This window comes from Spirosoma foliorum (assembly GCF_014117325.1).
GTDB lineage: Bacteria > Bacteroidota > Bacteroidia > Cytophagales > Spirosomataceae > Spirosoma > Spirosoma foliorum.
Genome location: NZ_CP059732.1, coordinates 2,374,484 through 2,389,947, shown reverse-complemented (window position 1 = coordinate 2,389,947; position 15,464 = coordinate 2,374,484). Strand labels below are relative to the sequence as shown.

Annotated in this window: 8 protein-coding genes; 5 read left to right on the top strand and 3 right to left on the bottom strand. The window is 47.5% G+C overall.

Annotated elements, in window-relative coordinates; translation table 11 throughout:
• Nucleotides 1–5: 5 nt before the first annotated feature.
• The 3 genes from H3H32_RS09785 to H3H32_RS09775 all read left to right on the top strand — a co-directional run bounded on the left by H3H32_RS09785 (nt 6) and on the right by H3H32_RS09775 (nt 6,138).
• On the top strand, nt 6–1,856 hold the full coding sequence (locus H3H32_RS09785; protein WP_182462497.1) for a RagB/SusD family nutrient uptake outer membrane protein: 1,851 nt from the start codon (nt 6–8) through the stop codon (nt 1,854–1,856).
• Between the two features lie 309 nt (nt 1,857–2,165).
• Nucleotides 2,166–2,681: a hypothetical protein gene (locus H3H32_RS09780; RefSeq protein ID WP_182462496.1), complete on the top strand. Its 516-nt coding sequence runs from the start codon at nt 2,166–2,168 to the stop codon at nt 2,679–2,681.
• Between the two features lie 34 nt (nt 2,682–2,715).
• Nucleotides 2,716–6,138, top strand: coding sequence for a VCBS repeat-containing protein (locus H3H32_RS09775; RefSeq protein WP_182462495.1), 3,423 nt, complete (start codon nt 2,716–2,718; stop codon nt 6,136–6,138).
• Nucleotides 6,139–6,337: 199 nt separating this feature from the next.
• Here H3H32_RS09775 and H3H32_RS09770 read toward each other — a convergent pair whose 3' ends face one another.
• Both H3H32_RS09770 and H3H32_RS09765 read right to left on the bottom strand, forming a co-directional pair.
• Nucleotides 6,338–7,639 (bottom strand): amidohydrolase family protein, encoded by a 1,302-nt coding sequence (locus H3H32_RS09770; protein WP_182462494.1) that lies wholly within the window; start codon nt 7,637–7,639, stop codon nt 6,338–6,340.
• Between the two features lie 88 nt (nt 7,640–7,727).
• Entirely contained in the window at nt 7,728–10,826 is a 3,099-nt protein-coding gene (locus H3H32_RS09765) for an amidohydrolase family protein (RefSeq protein WP_182462493.1), read from the bottom strand.
• A gap of 478 nt (nt 10,827–11,304) precedes the next feature.
• Here H3H32_RS09765 and H3H32_RS09760 point away from each other — a divergent pair, with 478 nt between their 5' ends.
• Entirely contained in the window at nt 11,305–12,561 is a 1,257-nt protein-coding gene (locus tag H3H32_RS09760) for a BamA/TamA family outer membrane protein (RefSeq protein ID WP_182462492.1), read from the top strand.
• A gap of 511 nt (nt 12,562–13,072) precedes the next feature.
• Here H3H32_RS09760 and H3H32_RS09755 read toward each other — a convergent pair.
• Nucleotides 13,073–14,233 (bottom strand): cytochrome-c peroxidase, encoded by a 1,161-nt coding sequence (locus H3H32_RS09755; RefSeq protein WP_182462491.1) that lies wholly within the window; start codon nt 14,231–14,233, stop codon nt 13,073–13,075.
• A gap of 246 nt (nt 14,234–14,479) precedes the next feature.
• On the opposite strand from H3H32_RS09755, the gene H3H32_RS09750 reads away from it, so the two are divergent.
• A complete protein-coding gene (locus H3H32_RS09750; protein WP_182462490.1) occupies nt 14,480–15,460 on the top strand; it encodes a helix-turn-helix transcriptional regulator in 981 nt (326 codons plus the stop codon).
• The last annotated feature ends 4 nt before the right edge of the window (nt 15,461–15,464 follow it).

The following is a 15,464-nucleotide window of genomic DNA, read 5'->3' as shown; positions in this document are numbered from 1 at the left end:
CTAGTATGAATTATATAGCAAAGTGTTTATCGTTCAGTCTGCTGTTGGGCACAACGATGATCGCCTGTAACAGTGATTTCCTGAATACTAAGCCGCTTGATAAAGTATCGGGCGACGCCGTTTGGGCCGACCGTTCCCTCTCCGAAGCGTTTGTAACGGATGTATATAACGGCATTCGGGATGGTCTGCTGGATCAAATGAGCTTCGACTGTCAGACGGACAATGCCCTGTATAGCTTCGGCAAACAGGACGTTAATGAAGCAAACGTCAGCCCCTCCAATACCGGCACTATTAAAAGTACGATGGAGTGGGGAGCCGTCTACGCCCGCATTCGGGCCGCTAATATTGCCTTGGCAAAATTGGCTAAGCCTACGTTTGACAATAGTGGCGATTTGGCCGGTCGGATGCGTGGTGAGATGTATTTTATGCGCGCTTACCTCTACAACCAGTTACTGCGCTATTATGGGGCTATCCCTATGATCAAAACGCCTTATACGTTGGATGAGCCAGATTTTACCGTGGCCCGCAATACGTACGAGGAGTGTGTTAACGCCATCGTTACTGATCTGGACTCAGCCTCTGCGCTGTTAAAAGGCCGTAGCATGGCCGCTGGCCGGGCTACAATGGGGGCTTCTATGGCCCTGAAAGCACGGGTGTTGCTTTATGCTGCAAGTGATCTGCACGACATTCCAACGGCCAAAGCTAAGTCAAGTGTCATCGCTGGTTTCGCCAACCCAGAATTACTGGGCTACGTGAGTGGCGACCGCACTACTCGTTGGAAACGGGCACAAGATGCTGCGAAAGCCGTTATGGATCTGAATCTGTACGGTTACAAGCTGAACCTAACCGCGCCGGTTACTCCGGCCGAAGGTCAGCAGAACTACATTAACTTGTCGCTGTCGCAGAACGGAGGAGAAACTGATGGTATTTTCCTAAAGTACTACATCCGTGCCTCGAATGACGACTGGGGTTCCTGGTTCCCTCGTAACAATATGCCAAACGGTTACCATGGCTGGACTTCCAGTGAACCGACTCAGCAAATGGTCGATAACTACGAAATGATGGACGGTACGAAGTTCGATTGGAAGAACCCAACTCACGCAGCGGCTCCTTACGAAAATCGCGATCCCCGTTTCTATGCATCTATCCTGTATGACGGTGCACAGTGGAAACCACGTACACCCGATGGAGCAGGTATCGACCCAGCCGGTCAGATTCAGATGGGCGAATATGAAGTGGGCACTTCGGCCTCCCCTACCAAGTTTTCGGGCTTAGACACGCGGAACAGCACCATCGAAAACTGGAACGGTACCTGGACGGGCTACGCGATTCGTAAGTTCTTTAACACAGACGTTTCTATCGTGGATCAGAATATCCGTCAGGAAATTCCTTCGATCCAGATTCGGTTTACGGAAGTCGTGCTGAACTATGCAGAAACCTGCTTGATGCTGGGTCAGGAAGCTGAAGCGAAGAAATGGATCAACGCTGTTCGTTTCCGGGTCGGTATGCCTGCCATCACTGAAACGGGTGCTGCTCTGATAACGCGTTACCAGAATGAGCGAAACGTCGAAATGTTCATGGAGGATCAACGTTTCTATGATGTTCGTCGTTGGATGATTGCCCCAACTGTACTCGGTCAGCAAGCCCGCATTATTGTAATTGCAGGTAAGTTAAAACCAGGCAAGTCGGTTACGACTTACAAGTACAGTAAGGATAACTATACCTATACGTACAGCGTACAGGATCTGGGAACTGGGAAAGAAAACCGGAAATGGAACGATAAGATCTACTTCCTCCCTATCAGCCGAGACGAGATTAATCGGAACAACAAGTTGATTCAGAATCCCGGTTACTAATATTCATTAATAAGTTTGTTATTGAACTGATGCCGGCGTATTGATGCGCTGGCATCAGTTTTTTGGTAACAATCCGTTCTTATGCTATGAAAACAAGTCTGTTTTGTACACTAATCTGGGCAATTATTCAGAGTAACGCGCAGGCTCAGAGCACAAATTTGATCCGGGTAAGAGGGGGGGGTAAGTGAAACGAAAGCACTACCTTTTAACGAGCGATATCGCTACGAGCAGTTTCGAAATGGTACGGTTTTATTTAACAATGGAACATCTGCGGCAGCTCGCTTTAACTACAACATACTGTTGGGCGAAATGCAATTTATCAACGCACAGGGTGATACGCTAGCGATAGCTGATCAACCTATGGTTCGGCTGGTTAGTATTGACAATCTTGCACCAGGCGATCAGTCACCACCACAGAATGTATTCTGGCATGACCCAAAATTGGGGTATATGGAACTGATTGATACGTATGGTTTCGTCAAACTCGCCGAAAAGCGAATTTTAGAAATGGCAAAAGGTGAAAAATTAGGGGCCTATAATCAATCATCAGGCACAGCATCCATTACCAACTACCAGTTCTATTCTTCCGATAATGCATCCATACGTAAGTTTGATGCGAAAGGGGATCTTCTGTTGATAAAAGGCAAAACTTACCTTATTATTGATCAGAACAACCGTTCTTATCTGCTGAATAAAGCTAATCTATTGAAGGTATTCGGCAAACATCGGGAACAGGTTATGGCCTATCTGACAAATGAATCCGTCGATTTCAAGCAGGAGAACGATTTAAAAAAACTGCTTGCTTACTGTAGCAAATTGCTATAAATAGTCTCCTCAAGTTCTTTATCGATTCTCTTTTATGAAGTTTTTTTTACGTGCACTATCTGGTTGGTTGCTTCTTATAACTTATTTCCTGGCAAGTGGTTGTCGGGAGAATTCTTCCGATGGACAGGCTACCTCAGAGAATACTGGCCCTCCCCTCTTTACCTCATTAACACCCGAACAAACTGGGGTTACGTTCGCCAATAACCTGACCGAAGGGCTGAATACAAACGTGCTCATGTACGAGTATTTTTACAATGGGGGCGGGGTAGCTGTTGGCGATCTGAATGGCGACGGACTGGAAGATATTTTCTTCAGCGGCAACATGGTTCCCAATCAGTTGTACCTCAATAAAGGAGGTATGAAATTCACCGATATAACCGCAACCGCTGGTGTAGCTGGTCGAGAAGGTCCCTGGCGAACGGGCGTAACAATGGCCGATGTAAATGGCGATGGTCGGCTTGATCTATTTGTCAGTTATTCGGGTAGTTTACCTCCACAAAAACGCATCCCCCAACTCTTCATCAACGACGGCCCCGATGCACAGGGCATCCCGCATTTTTCAGAGCAGACAGCTCAATATGGTTTAGACAGACCGGGACAGAGCACACAGGCCACTTTCTTCGATTATGATCGCGATGGTGACCTCGATCTGTTTCTGCTCAATCATAATCCCCGCTTATTGCCCATCCTTGACCCACAGGCGACATCGGCCATCATGCAACAATCGAATCCAGAAATTGGCTCTCGCTTGTTAAAGAATACGGGCAATCATTTCGAAGACATAACGGAGCAATCAGGCCTGAGCAGTTCAGTGCTGAGTTATGGCTTGGGAGTCGGCGTTTCTGATCTGAATAATGATGGCTGGCCAGATTTGTATGTCTCGAATGATTATGGTGTTCCTGATTATCTCTACATCAACAATCAGGGCGGGCGGTCTGGCGGACCGGTGTTTACCAATCAACTCAGCACCAGCGTTCGGCACATTTCCAATTTTTCGATGGGTAACGATGTTGCCGATGTGAACAACGATAGCCGTCCCGATATCCTGACTCTCGATATGCTTCCGGAAGATAACCGGCGACAGAAGCTATTAATGGCTCCCGATAACTACGACAAATTCGACCTTAGTGTGCAGTCGGGTTTTCATTACCAGCACATGCGAAATATGTTGCAGCTTAATGAAGGAACATGGGGAGCGCCCCAGGGTGTAGGTGGCAAGGTGCAGGGAACTGCCAAGCCCCTATTCTCTGAAGTTGGTCAGATGGCGGGCATTTCTAATACCGATTGGAGCTGGTCTCCCCTACTGGCCGACTATGATAATGATGGCTGGAAAGATCTATACATCACTAACGGCTACGTTCGCGATTATACGAACCTGGACTTCCTGAAATACATGACCGACTACATGAAAAATCGTCCGGCGAATTTCCGTCGCGAAGATGTTCTGGAGTTAGTTCATAAAATCCCATCCTCCAATGTCGTGAATTATATGTTCCGAAACCGTGGGGGTGATCCATCTGGCGAAGTCACATTTGCCAACGTAGGTTCGGCCTGGGGGTTAACGCAACATTCTAACAGTACGGGAGCCGCTTATGCCGATCTGGATAACGACGGTGATTTAGATCTTATCGTAAACAATACCAACCAGCCCGCTTTCATTTTCCAGAACGAAGCCAATAAAGAACGTCAGCATCATTACCTGACTCTAAAACTGGAAGGCATTGGGGCAAACACACAGGGGCTAGGTGCTAAAGTAATTCTCTATCGTAAAAACCAACAGCAATACGTCGAACAGATGCCAACGCGTGGTTATCAGTCGAGTATGTCGCCACGATTGCATTTTGGTTTAGGAACCGACACGGGTATTGACTCGCTTCGGGTAATCTGGCCAACGGGTAAACAACAACTGCTGACCAATGTAAAAGCGGACCAACAGCTGGCATTACAGGAGAAAAACGCACAATCGACGTTCCAGTCTCCTAAGGTGGGGCCTGCTCTTTTTCAGGAAATAAAATCACCCATTGCCTTTACCGATCCGATTAATAAAGCCAACGATTTCAAACGGCAAACGCTACTAGTCAATGCACAGTCCTTTAATGGCCCCTGTTTAGTCAAAGCCGATGTGAATGGCGACGGTCGTGAAGATGTGTATGTGGGAGGCAGTACGGATCAAGCCGGAGCGTTGTTTATCCAGCAACCTGGCAACCAGTTTAGTCGTAAAGCCCAACCCGCTTTTGAAGCGGACAAATTGAGTAATGATGCCGATGCCGTTTTCTTTGATGCTAATGCCGATGGCTTTCCTGATCTCTACGTATGCAGCGGTGGTTATGGCGATTTAACCCCCGATGATTCCCGTTTGCAGGATCGCTTGTATTTGAATGACGGCAAAGGGAATTTCACCAAAAGCCCGAACGCATTGCCTGTTTTGAACACCAGTGCCGCTTGTGTGCGCGTAGCCGATGTTAACGGAGATAAGCACCCTGATTTGTTCGTTGGGGGTCGGGTCATACCAGGCCGTTATCCCGAAACGCCTAAGAGTTTCCTACTCATTAACGACGGTCATGGGAAATTCACGGATCAAACAGCCCAGTTAGCCCCTATGCTATCCACCCTTGGGATGGTTACCGATGCAGCCTGGATTGATCTCAACGCCGACCGCAAACCAGAGCTGGTTATTGTTGGTGAGTGGATGCCTATCACGGTGCTCGGCTTTTCAGGAAAGGGCTTAATCGATCAGACAAAGACGTACTTTGAGAAGGAATATCGGGGCTGGTGGAACAAACTTCTGGTCGATGACTTTAACGGCGATGGGCGACCTGATTTGGTCGTAGGAAATCAGGGCTTGAATACGCAATGCCGTGCCAGCGACAAGGAACCCGCCGAATTGATTTACAAGGATTTCGACAAAAATGGCAAAATAGACCCGATCCTTTGTCTGTACGTGCAGGGGAAAAGCTACCCCCACGCTACCCGCGACGAACTGCTTGATCAGTTAGGTATGCTTCGTCATAAATTCACCAATTACGATAGCTATTCCAATGCTACCCTGGCTGATGTATTTACGGATGAACAATTGGAAGGCTCGAATAAGTTGATCGCAAATCAATTAAAAACCAGCCTCTTTTTGAGTAACTCAGCTGGCAAATACGCTGAAAAGCCCTTACCGCTAGCCGTTCAGGAATCACCAATCTTCACGATCACTCCTGTTGATTATGATAAGGACGGTAAAAAGGACTTGCTTTTGTGCGGTAACACAACCCAGGCTCGTTTACGATTCGGTCGGTCCGATGCAAACTATGGATTGCTTCTTCGGGGCGATGGTAAGGGGAATTTTTCAGCAATTCCTCAACAGCAGGCCGGTTTTCAATTAGTGGGCGATGTGCGAAGTGTATTACCCGTGGGAAATACACTGTTATTCGGCATCAACCAGCAGCCTGTAAGGGCTTATAAAAACTAATTAACCACAGAGCCACAAAGAACACGGAGTTTTTGGTTTATACTCCTGTGTTCTTTGTGGCTCTGTGGTTAATCCTTTTCTAAAGAAGCTTTTTTGTCATCCCGACGAAGGAGGGACCTTAAATTATCCTTATTAGAGAGCTAATAAACCTTAAGATCCCTCCTTCGTCGGGATGACAAAAATGAATTAGTAACTCTCGTTACTTGTTTTCGTATTTGTCTTTATACGTTTTGTAAAGGCGCTTGTGTCGGTCATCCAGATTCACTTTCCGACCCTGAATAAACACCTGCTCAACTACGTTCGTCCGCATATCTAATGCATCGCCCGCCGAAACGAACAACGTAGCGTGCTTACCTTTTTCGAGCGTACCGACCAGGTTATCGACTCCCAGAATTTTAGCGGTGTTCGAGGTTACCATTTTCAAGGCTTCTTCGCGATCTGTTACCCCGAAACCAGCGGCTGTTCCAGCCAGGAACGCCAGGTTACGGGTCCGCCACCAACCATCCGAATAGCTCAGACCAACCAGTACGCCAGCTTTGTGCAGAATACCAGGCAGTCGGTAAGGAAGGTCAACATCTTCGTCTTCGCGGGTTGGAAGTCGGTGTAATTCGCTCAGAATAACCGGAACATTGTTCTCTTTCAGAAACGAAACCACCCGGTGCGATTCTTCGCCCCCAACAATAACAACTTTCTGAACACCCAATGACTTCGCAAACGTAACGGCCTCCATAATGTCCTTGCCGTAATCGGCACGGATGTACAGATTCTGTTTGCCCGTAAATAACCCACGCATCGACTCCAGTTTGAGGTTCATTGGCGTTGGATTTGTCAGCGCAGAATACGCTTTCGCATCGGCAAACGTCGCCCGAAGCGCATCGATCGCAGCTCCCCGACGTTCGTTTTTACGGACAACGGTCGTGAAATCCTCAAAATTGAAATCGCGGGCCAGGTAAGTTGGCCAGTTAAGCCAGATACCGTCGTCTTTTTTCAGCACCGCATCTTCCCAGTTCCAGCCATCAGACATCATGACGCTCGAGCTTCCCGAAATAGTACCGCCCTGTGGCACAGCCTGTGAGAACAAAACGCCATTGTTCCGAATCGTTGGGATAATTTCGGAATCAGTGTTATAAGCAATCAGTGACCGGATATTAGGATTCAATATGCCAACTTCACGCATATCGACTGTTGCCCGAACGGCACCAATTTCCTGCAAGCCAACCGTTGAAACTGGCGAAATAAGGCCCGGATAGATATGCTTGCCCGACACGTCGATCACCTCAACGTCGTTCAGATTCAGGCGAACCGTTGTTCCATCAACAACATTCGTAATGACACCATTGCTGAACAGAACAACCCCGTTAGGAATTACCTGCCCGGTTCCAATGTGTACCGTGCCGCCCATGAGCGCAATAGCCTTTGTTTGCGGCTTTGCCGGAGCGGGGTTCTGGCCATAGCTCGTAAGCGCAACCAGAGCTAATATGGGAATTAATAGTTTTTTCATATTATGTTGGTTTTTGGTATTCAGTTTATGGTTTACGGTAGGCTAACGCACCCCCGTAAACCATAAACTGAATACCATAACATTGCCTCTATTTCTGCTCTTCCTCTTCTTCAGCAAACATGCCTTCTACGTCTTCGCAATGCCACATACGTGCCCGACGGAAATTAGGCCGCACAGTCGACGCACCGCCCGATTTAGCAGTCAACATCTTCTGAATAATCCGGGCGCGTTCGGCCTGAACACCATCACGTTTGGCATCTTCATCTTTCAGGCTGAAATAGGTAGCTCCTTCAATCATCGTGATTTCAGGACGAGCATAAATAGACAGTGGGTGCGCATTCCAGAGAACCAGATCGGCATCTTTACCCGCCCGAATGCTACCAAGTTTGTTATCCAAGTGTAGCAGTTTGGCAGGATTCAACGTTACCATTTTCCAGGCATCTTCTTCAGGAACGCCACCATATTCGACCGTTTTAGCCGCTTCCTGATTCAATCGACGGGCCATTTCAGCATCATCAGAGTTGATCGAAACAGTTACGCCTTGGTTGCGCATCAGGGCTGCATTGTATGGAATGGCATCGTGTACTTCCATTTTGTACGCCCACCAGTCAGCAAATGATGAGCCGCCTGCACCATGTTTCGCCATTTTGTCGGCCAGTTTATAGCCTTCCAGAATGTGCGTGAATGTATTGATCTTGAAGCCCAGCGAGTCAGCTACTTTCAACAGCATATTGATTTCCGACTGAACGTAGGAGTGACAGGTGATGAATCGTTTGTTTGCCAGAATTTCGGCCAGTGCATCCAGCTCAATGTCCCGGTGGGGAGCAATCGCCGTTGCTTTTTCCTTAGCTGTCAACTTGTTATAATCAGCCCACCCTTTGGCGTACTCTTTCGCCCGGATGAAGTGATCCATATAAACCTGCTCCACGCCCATCCGCGATTGTGGGAAGCGAGTTAGCACGTTCGGGTTGGGGTAGTTGGCCTGTTTTACGTTTTCGCCCAGCGCGAACTTGATGAATCCATCAGCGCCTTTGATCAGCATGCCATCGCCCGATTCGCCCCATTTCAGTTTCACAATAGCCGACTGACCACCAATCGAATTGGCCGAGCCATGCAAGAGTTGCGAGGTCGTAACGCCACCCGCCAACTGACGGTAAATGTTAATATCGTCCGGGTTAATTACATCCGACATCCGCACTTCAGCCGAACTGGTTTGGCCACCTTCGTTGATCGACAACAGGGCAATGTGCGAGTGTTCGTCGATGATACCGTTCGTCAGGTGTTTACCGGTTCCGTCCACCACTTTCACGTTCGCAGGAGCGGTTAACCCTTTGCCAACTTTAGAAATCTTGCCGCCTTCTACCAGTACGTCTGTGCCCGTAAGAATACCATCTTTTTCATTCGTCCAGACGGTCGCATTTCTGATCAACACCGTTTCGGCCTGTGGTTTTTTCAGGTTACCCATCCCCACAAACGGATAAAGTATCGTAGCCGCCGTATTGCTCGCTGGGGCAGTAGCCGTCGTCGACGCCATAGCCGATGTGGTGCTGGTAGCCGACGTGGATGTGGCCGTTGTTGAGCTAGGTGCATCGCCCGTACGAGTTGCCGACCAGGTAATGATTTTACCATCTGGCGATTCGCCGTCGCCTTTGATCGTCGTACCCGTCCGATAACCCGTCAGACGCGTTGTACCGGGCTTCCGCTTGTCTAACTGAACCTGAATCGATATAATATCACCAGCTACAGAAACCTTAGGAGTTACTTTCACCGTATCCACCAAAATCTGGTACTCAGGCTTGTCTGGTGTTTTTCCGGTGATATTTAGTTTCAGATTGCTCTGACTGCCAACCGTCAAACTCCAGGTTCCACGTAAATCAGCTGCGTTTTTATTAGCGACTATGTACTGTTTACCCTGCATCCAGTTTTCAAAAATCACATTGTCGGCGCTGAATAGGTTACCCGAAGTAATCAGGAAGTTAGCTACCCGACCTTTTTGCAAGGTGCCCACCATGTCTTCAGCATGGATCAGTTTAGCCGGAATAGTTGTCAGCGCTTCGAGTGCTTTCTGTTCCGACAAACCATTTTCAATGGCTTTGCGAAGGTTAGCCCAGAAATCAGCTTTGTTTCGTAAACCAGCGGTTGTCAGCGCAAAGGGGATATTGGCTGCGGCTACGCGTCCGGCGTTCATAGGGGCCATTTCCCAGTGCTTCAGTTCGGCTAACGATACGTTGTCCGCATCCCACGAGTCTTCAACATCATAAGGCTGGGGGAAATTTAGGGGAACAATTAAGGAAGCTCCTGTTGCTTTTACTTCATCCAGACGCTGATACTCATCGCCTGAGCTTCGGATAATGTATTGAATACCAAACTCATCGCCGATTTTGTCAGCCCGGAGAATGCCAAGCTTATCATTGGCTTCAAAAATAGCCGGTAACGAACGGGTGCGATTCAACGCGTCGAGCGACATGTTTGCCTGCTCTTTACTGCCAGCCCGCTTGTACCAATCGGCATCGTACATGGCCTGCCGCAACAAGGCTACTACGCCCATCATGGAGTTTGGATACTGCTGTCCAGAAGTTCCTTTGCTGAATGAATAGTGAGCCGTGATATTTGGCTTAAGCACCAGTGTATTCTCACGATCATCGGCCAGCGTAACCAGCGAACCGGTTCCTCGCGCAATACCATCGTGTGCATGCGTCAACACCACCCCGAAACCCAACTTACGGAGTTCATCGGCTTTGGTTGGATTAGCCTTGAAAAGCGTACTGGCCTCGTTTTCTGGCTGAATCGCCTGATTCCAGTAATACGCTCCTTTTTTGTTCGACTCATATTGTGGAGCACCACCACCCCCACGACCACCACCACCTGGACCGCGAACGATCTCGGGCATACCATAATCGGAATCAATGTCAATGAGGGCCGGGTAAATCCGTTTGCCCTTCAAATCGGTAACAACGGCACTGTTGGGTACACTAACCGCAGTTCCTACAGCCTCGACTCGACCATTCCGAATCAATAGCGTAGCATTCTGTAAGGTAGTTTGGGGGTCAACAACAATGGTTGCGTTGGTGAAGGCATATAGCCCCGGTCGCTCGTCATAAACGCCATTTCGCGGAAAGGTCGTCTGGGCCATGACTGAACAGGTCAGACTGACTGCGAACAGCCCTGTCAGGAGAGGTTTTAACATGAAATTGATGAGTTGATGATTGGGTTAACGGTCAAAAATACAGAAATAAATGAGGTTTTGGGCAGTGAATCCAAAGAAGATTTCGTCAATTCCCATTTGAAAAAATAAATTTCTTTAAAAAGAAAAATGTTTCTTCATTCTGTAATAACCAATCCTTTTATTCTACTATGAATTTTTGGAGGCTGTTGATTCGTTTTTTTTGCCCACTCCTGAACTTCTCTTTCCCACAAACGGAGTGTATGCCTCATACCTGCACAGGATAATTGGGCGAATAACCGTATTTTCGTAGTCTAATAATACTGTAAGTACCAAACTTTGGCAAACGAGGTAAGTTGATTTGTTACTTTCTGCTGGATTTATGCCTGCAACAATAGGGCATTCTTTTGCGTTTGGGTATGCGTAAGCCTGTGGAGTATGAGTACAAATCTACCCCATAACATACTGTCTATCAATCTATGCGATATCTTTAGTCCCACTTATGAAACCTGTTATCCGTTTGTTTGTGGGCTTCCTGCTTCTGGTTTCACCAAAGCTATCCTGCTGTCTGGCTCAGATACCGTTGGCAGATTCAATAGGCACAAAAGACTCTACCCAGATTGCCCAACCAGTGCATCATTTACAGGATGTCGCCGACCTGGTTAAACGCTGGTATCCCCGTTTGCATATTACCCCGCACGATTCTTCATCTCTGCAGGAAGGCAAACGGTTTATGATGATTATTCCGCAGATTGGCTATACGTTGCAAACCCGTGCGCTGGTTGCTGTACTCGTTAACTCCCCATTCCGACGGCCTAATGCGAATATGTCGTCGATGAGCGGGCAATTGTCGTACACCCAGAATAATCAGATAATCCTGACGGCGAATTCGATGATCTGGAGCCGGAACAATCGTTATCTCTGGACTAATGACTGGCGGCTAATGCATTATCCACAAGCGACTTATGGTTTAGGTATGTATACTACTACCGACCGGATTATCAATATGGATTATGCCTATTTTCGGTTTTACCAGAGTTTTCTACGTCGGTTAGCGCCCAATTTTTACGGGGGTGTCGGGTATTATTTGGACCTCCACTGGAATATAGATAGCTACATTCAAGGGCCTAATGGTGTTCGTGAACTAGTCCGTATTTCTCGTTATTCTGATGGGGTTCAGGGACGTTCGATCTCATCGGGACCGGTTCTGCATTTACTTTACGACAACCGGAGCAACGCCATTAATCCAAACGGGGGCCTATACGTCAACACGGTTTTTCGGGCCAACGGGGAGTTTTTAGGTAGCGATGACTCGTATAAATCGCTCTTAGTAGAAGCTCGAAAGTATTTTCCCTTGTCTTCCCGATCAGGCAACATTCTGGCTTTATGGTCATATAATGCCTTTACCTTAAATGGCGATCCGCCTTTTCTGGATCTCCCCAGTACGGGTTGGGATAATACAGGCAATATTGGTCGGGGTTATATACAGGGTCGATTTCGAGGCAAAAATTTCCTATATGCCGAAGCTGAATACCGATTTCACCTCACCAGCGACCGGCTGTTAGGTGGTGTTATTTTTGCCAATGCCCAGTCAGTAACCGAACTAAACAGCGGGCAATTTGAAAAAATAGCGCCGGGTATCGGTGGTGGCATTCGAATCAAAATGAATAAAGTGTCGCGCACCAATCTTTCTGTTGATTACGGCTTTGGTTTGGACGGTTCGCGCGGCTTGTTTTTCAATCTGGGCGAGGTGTTTTAAAGCCACTTTTGAACGGACAGAATCAGTAGAACAAGAAGTCATCCATTCGTAGAAACGACAATAATGAAATTTATCTGTCTCCTAGTTCTGTCCGTATCGGTTCAATCACTTTTCGCCCAATCAACATTACCCATCATCAAAGCAACGTCTAAACGGGTGGCGATTAATGATGGGGGTTATTTAGATAAAAATGCCTGGTCACTTTCACCTAAAATTCGCCCGGATGTGTTCACAGCCGACCGATCGCGAAAATTGCGAAGAAAACTTCCTTAAAGCTGATGCCTTGTCGGGCAAAGCCAAACCGGGTGCGTTAAAAAAAGGTACAAAACCGTCACGGTAGATGCGTAATTACAACCTTGTTAGTGTGGAGCCAATTACAAATCGTCTCAGACAGGAGCGTTTGTTAAGATTAAGTCTACAACCTTCTAATAGCCAGCCACTCGCCTAAAATTGTTCGTACTTTGGAAAGTAAAGTACGAAAGTGAAACAGCCAAATTGACCCTAAATGAGCCTACCGGATGTTGCCCCCCGGATTGAGACCACTAGGAACACGCGCGGGGATGAACTTGTCAAAAGTAGGATCAGTTAGAGCGTTCAGGAACGCAATGAGATTATCCTGATCAGCGGGCAGCAGAGCAATTCGCTGGATATTTGCATCTAATTGCTCTGCCCGCACATGCGGATTTTGTGAAATAGGCTCGCCGATGTCGTCATAAAACTTCAGTACCTGCTTTAGCGTCTGAAAAACCCCGTTATGCATGTACGGGGCTGTTAGCCCAACGTTTCGCAACGAGGGCGTTCGGAATGCATAGGTCCCCCCCGCACCTGCGTCAGAAACGGCCAGTTGCGTATTGTCAGGTACTGACATTACGTGCAGTTTGTAGTCAGAAAACATCGGCCCCGAATGGCAAATGGAACAGCCCTCGTCCTTGAATATCCGCATTCCCTGAATTTGCGGGTCAGTTAGCGCCGTTTTATCCCCCTTCTGATACTGATCGTAGGGTGAATTCATTGCCAATAAGGTACGCTCAAATCTTGCAATGGCGATGCTGATGTTAGCCGCTGTAATGGCCTGGCTACTGCCAAAGGCGGTCTGAAATAATTGGCGATACTCAGTGTTTTTTGTCAATCGGGCCACTAGACTGTCTAACGTAATAGCCTCGGCGTACGCATGGCCACGCATTTCCTCAAATGTAGTTAGCGGGCCGATCAGTTGATTTTCGAGACTTTTTGCACGGGAGTCCCAGAACATTGGCGCGGTCATCGACAGATAATGTCCATTTATATCCATGCCATTAAAGGCTGCATTGAGTATGGTCTGCGTATTTCGCTTCGTTAACGGTACGTCGTTGGGTTTTAGAAAGCGACGGTTTTGTCCGTAACCAACGGCATTGGTACCCAAGGCCAGATCTAATCCATCCGTATAGGCATTATTGGGATGATGGCAGGTCGCACAGGCTACGTCTTTATCACCCGACAAGATTGGGTCCCAAAACAGTGCCTGGCCAAGCAGAGCCGTATCATTCGTAATTGAATTAGTGACCGTAATGGACTGGATGGGTGTACTTACTGTAGGAGCTATAGTCGTAGTGGTCTCATCTTTTGTACAGGCTTGGAAAACGACGATAAAAAAAATAATTACCGTAAGGAGGGCTACTATATTTTTGCACATCACAGGAGTAAATTAAGTATAAATAACTAGAAATTGCTCAATTTAATTCCTCGACAAATTGTCTGAAGCCTTGTCCCCATAGTTGGGTAGTTTCTGAGAAGGTCTACTATGCTGCGGTTTGGACCCTTATTTGAGAAAATTAACTTTTCGTTGAATGGTGAGTATTTATTTTCAACCCTAGGGCTGTACTTGTAAAGTACGATTCTGCCATATTGCTGAACATTGGACTACACAGCCTCAGTCAACATGATATTCAGTTTCTGCGCCACACCTGATTTTGACTTTATGACTTACTTTGCCCGTTATATACAGGCAACAGTACAAAACGGCCTCCTGGTGATACCTGATCATCTGGGCCAGGGGTACGTTCGTAAATTCTCATTCGGGCCAGACTTCAAAATTACCATACATCGGTACTTGCTTAAGGAAGATCTGATCATCAAACGCAATGCGTCCGGCCAGGGAAATGAGCTGATCACCGTTTTTTTTTACAATAACGAGCACGCACTCCAGATTGCGTTCAATGACGACACCCAGATCCTGTTTTCTCAGCGCGACGAGTCGGCGGTCCAAGTTACGTCTAACGATCTCAGCTCAACCATCCGTTTTCCGGCCCATCAACAAATTCACTATGTGGTTGTTGCCATAACGCCACCCCGCTTAACCCAATTGTTAGCCGTCACTGAGCCCAATTCGGTACTCCAAACCATTTCCGGCGGTGGCAATTCCTTCCTTTTTTTCGAGCGCATGGAAGCCCAGACTAAGTTGCTGCTTAAAAACCTGGCTGCGGTGGACATGAATGACCTTCTGAGCAACTTTTACATGCAAATCAAGGTGCAGGAACTGCTTTATCTGGTATTTAGTAAACTGTGTCTACGCGAAAGTGCTGCCCATCAAACCATCAACAGCGCCGATGCGGAAAGACTCCTTTTTATACGGAACGAGATTATTAGCGACCTGAGCGTGCCACCGCTCATTCGCGAACTGGCTCAGGTCGCTGCCATGAGCGAAACCAAGTTAAAACTGCTGTTTAAGCAAACGTTTGGCACCACCATTTACAATTATTACCAGCAAGCCAGAATGGAGGAAGCCGCCTTTCTGTTGAAACAGGGCAAGCTTTCCGTTGGAGAGGTAGGTTACGAGCTGGGCTTTTCCAATCTGAGCCACTTCAGCCGACTTTTTGAAAAGCATTATGGCTTAAACCCAAAGCGATACTCGTATTCGTAACGTG

Excerpts from the sequence above, each read along its gene's own strand:
- H3H32_RS09785 (WP_182462497.1), top strand. The coding sequence starts at position 6 with ATGAATTATATAGCAAAGTGTTTATCGTTCAGTCTGCTGTTGGGCACA.
- H3H32_RS09780 (WP_182462496.1), top strand. The coding sequence starts at position 2,166 with ATGCAATTTATCAACGCACAGGGTGATACGCTAGCGATAGCTGATCAA.
- H3H32_RS09775 (WP_182462495.1), top strand. The coding sequence starts at position 2,716 with ATGAAGTTTTTTTTACGTGCACTATCTGGTTGGTTGCTTCTTATAACT.
- H3H32_RS09770 (WP_182462494.1), bottom strand. The coding sequence starts at position 7,639 with ATGAAAAAACTATTAATTCCCATATTAGCTCTGGTTGCGCTTACGAGC.
- H3H32_RS09765 (WP_182462493.1), bottom strand. The coding sequence starts at position 10,826 with ATGTTAAAACCTCTCCTGACAGGGCTGTTCGCAGTCAGTCTGACCTGT.
- H3H32_RS09760 (WP_182462492.1), top strand. The coding sequence starts at position 11,305 with ATGAAACCTGTTATCCGTTTGTTTGTGGGCTTCCTGCTTCTGGTTTCA.
- H3H32_RS09755 (WP_182462491.1), bottom strand. The coding sequence starts at position 14,233 with ATGTGCAAAAATATAGTAGCCCTCCTTACGGTAATTATTTTTTTTATC.
- H3H32_RS09750 (WP_182462490.1), top strand. The coding sequence starts at position 14,480 with ATGATATTCAGTTTCTGCGCCACACCTGATTTTGACTTTATGACTTAC.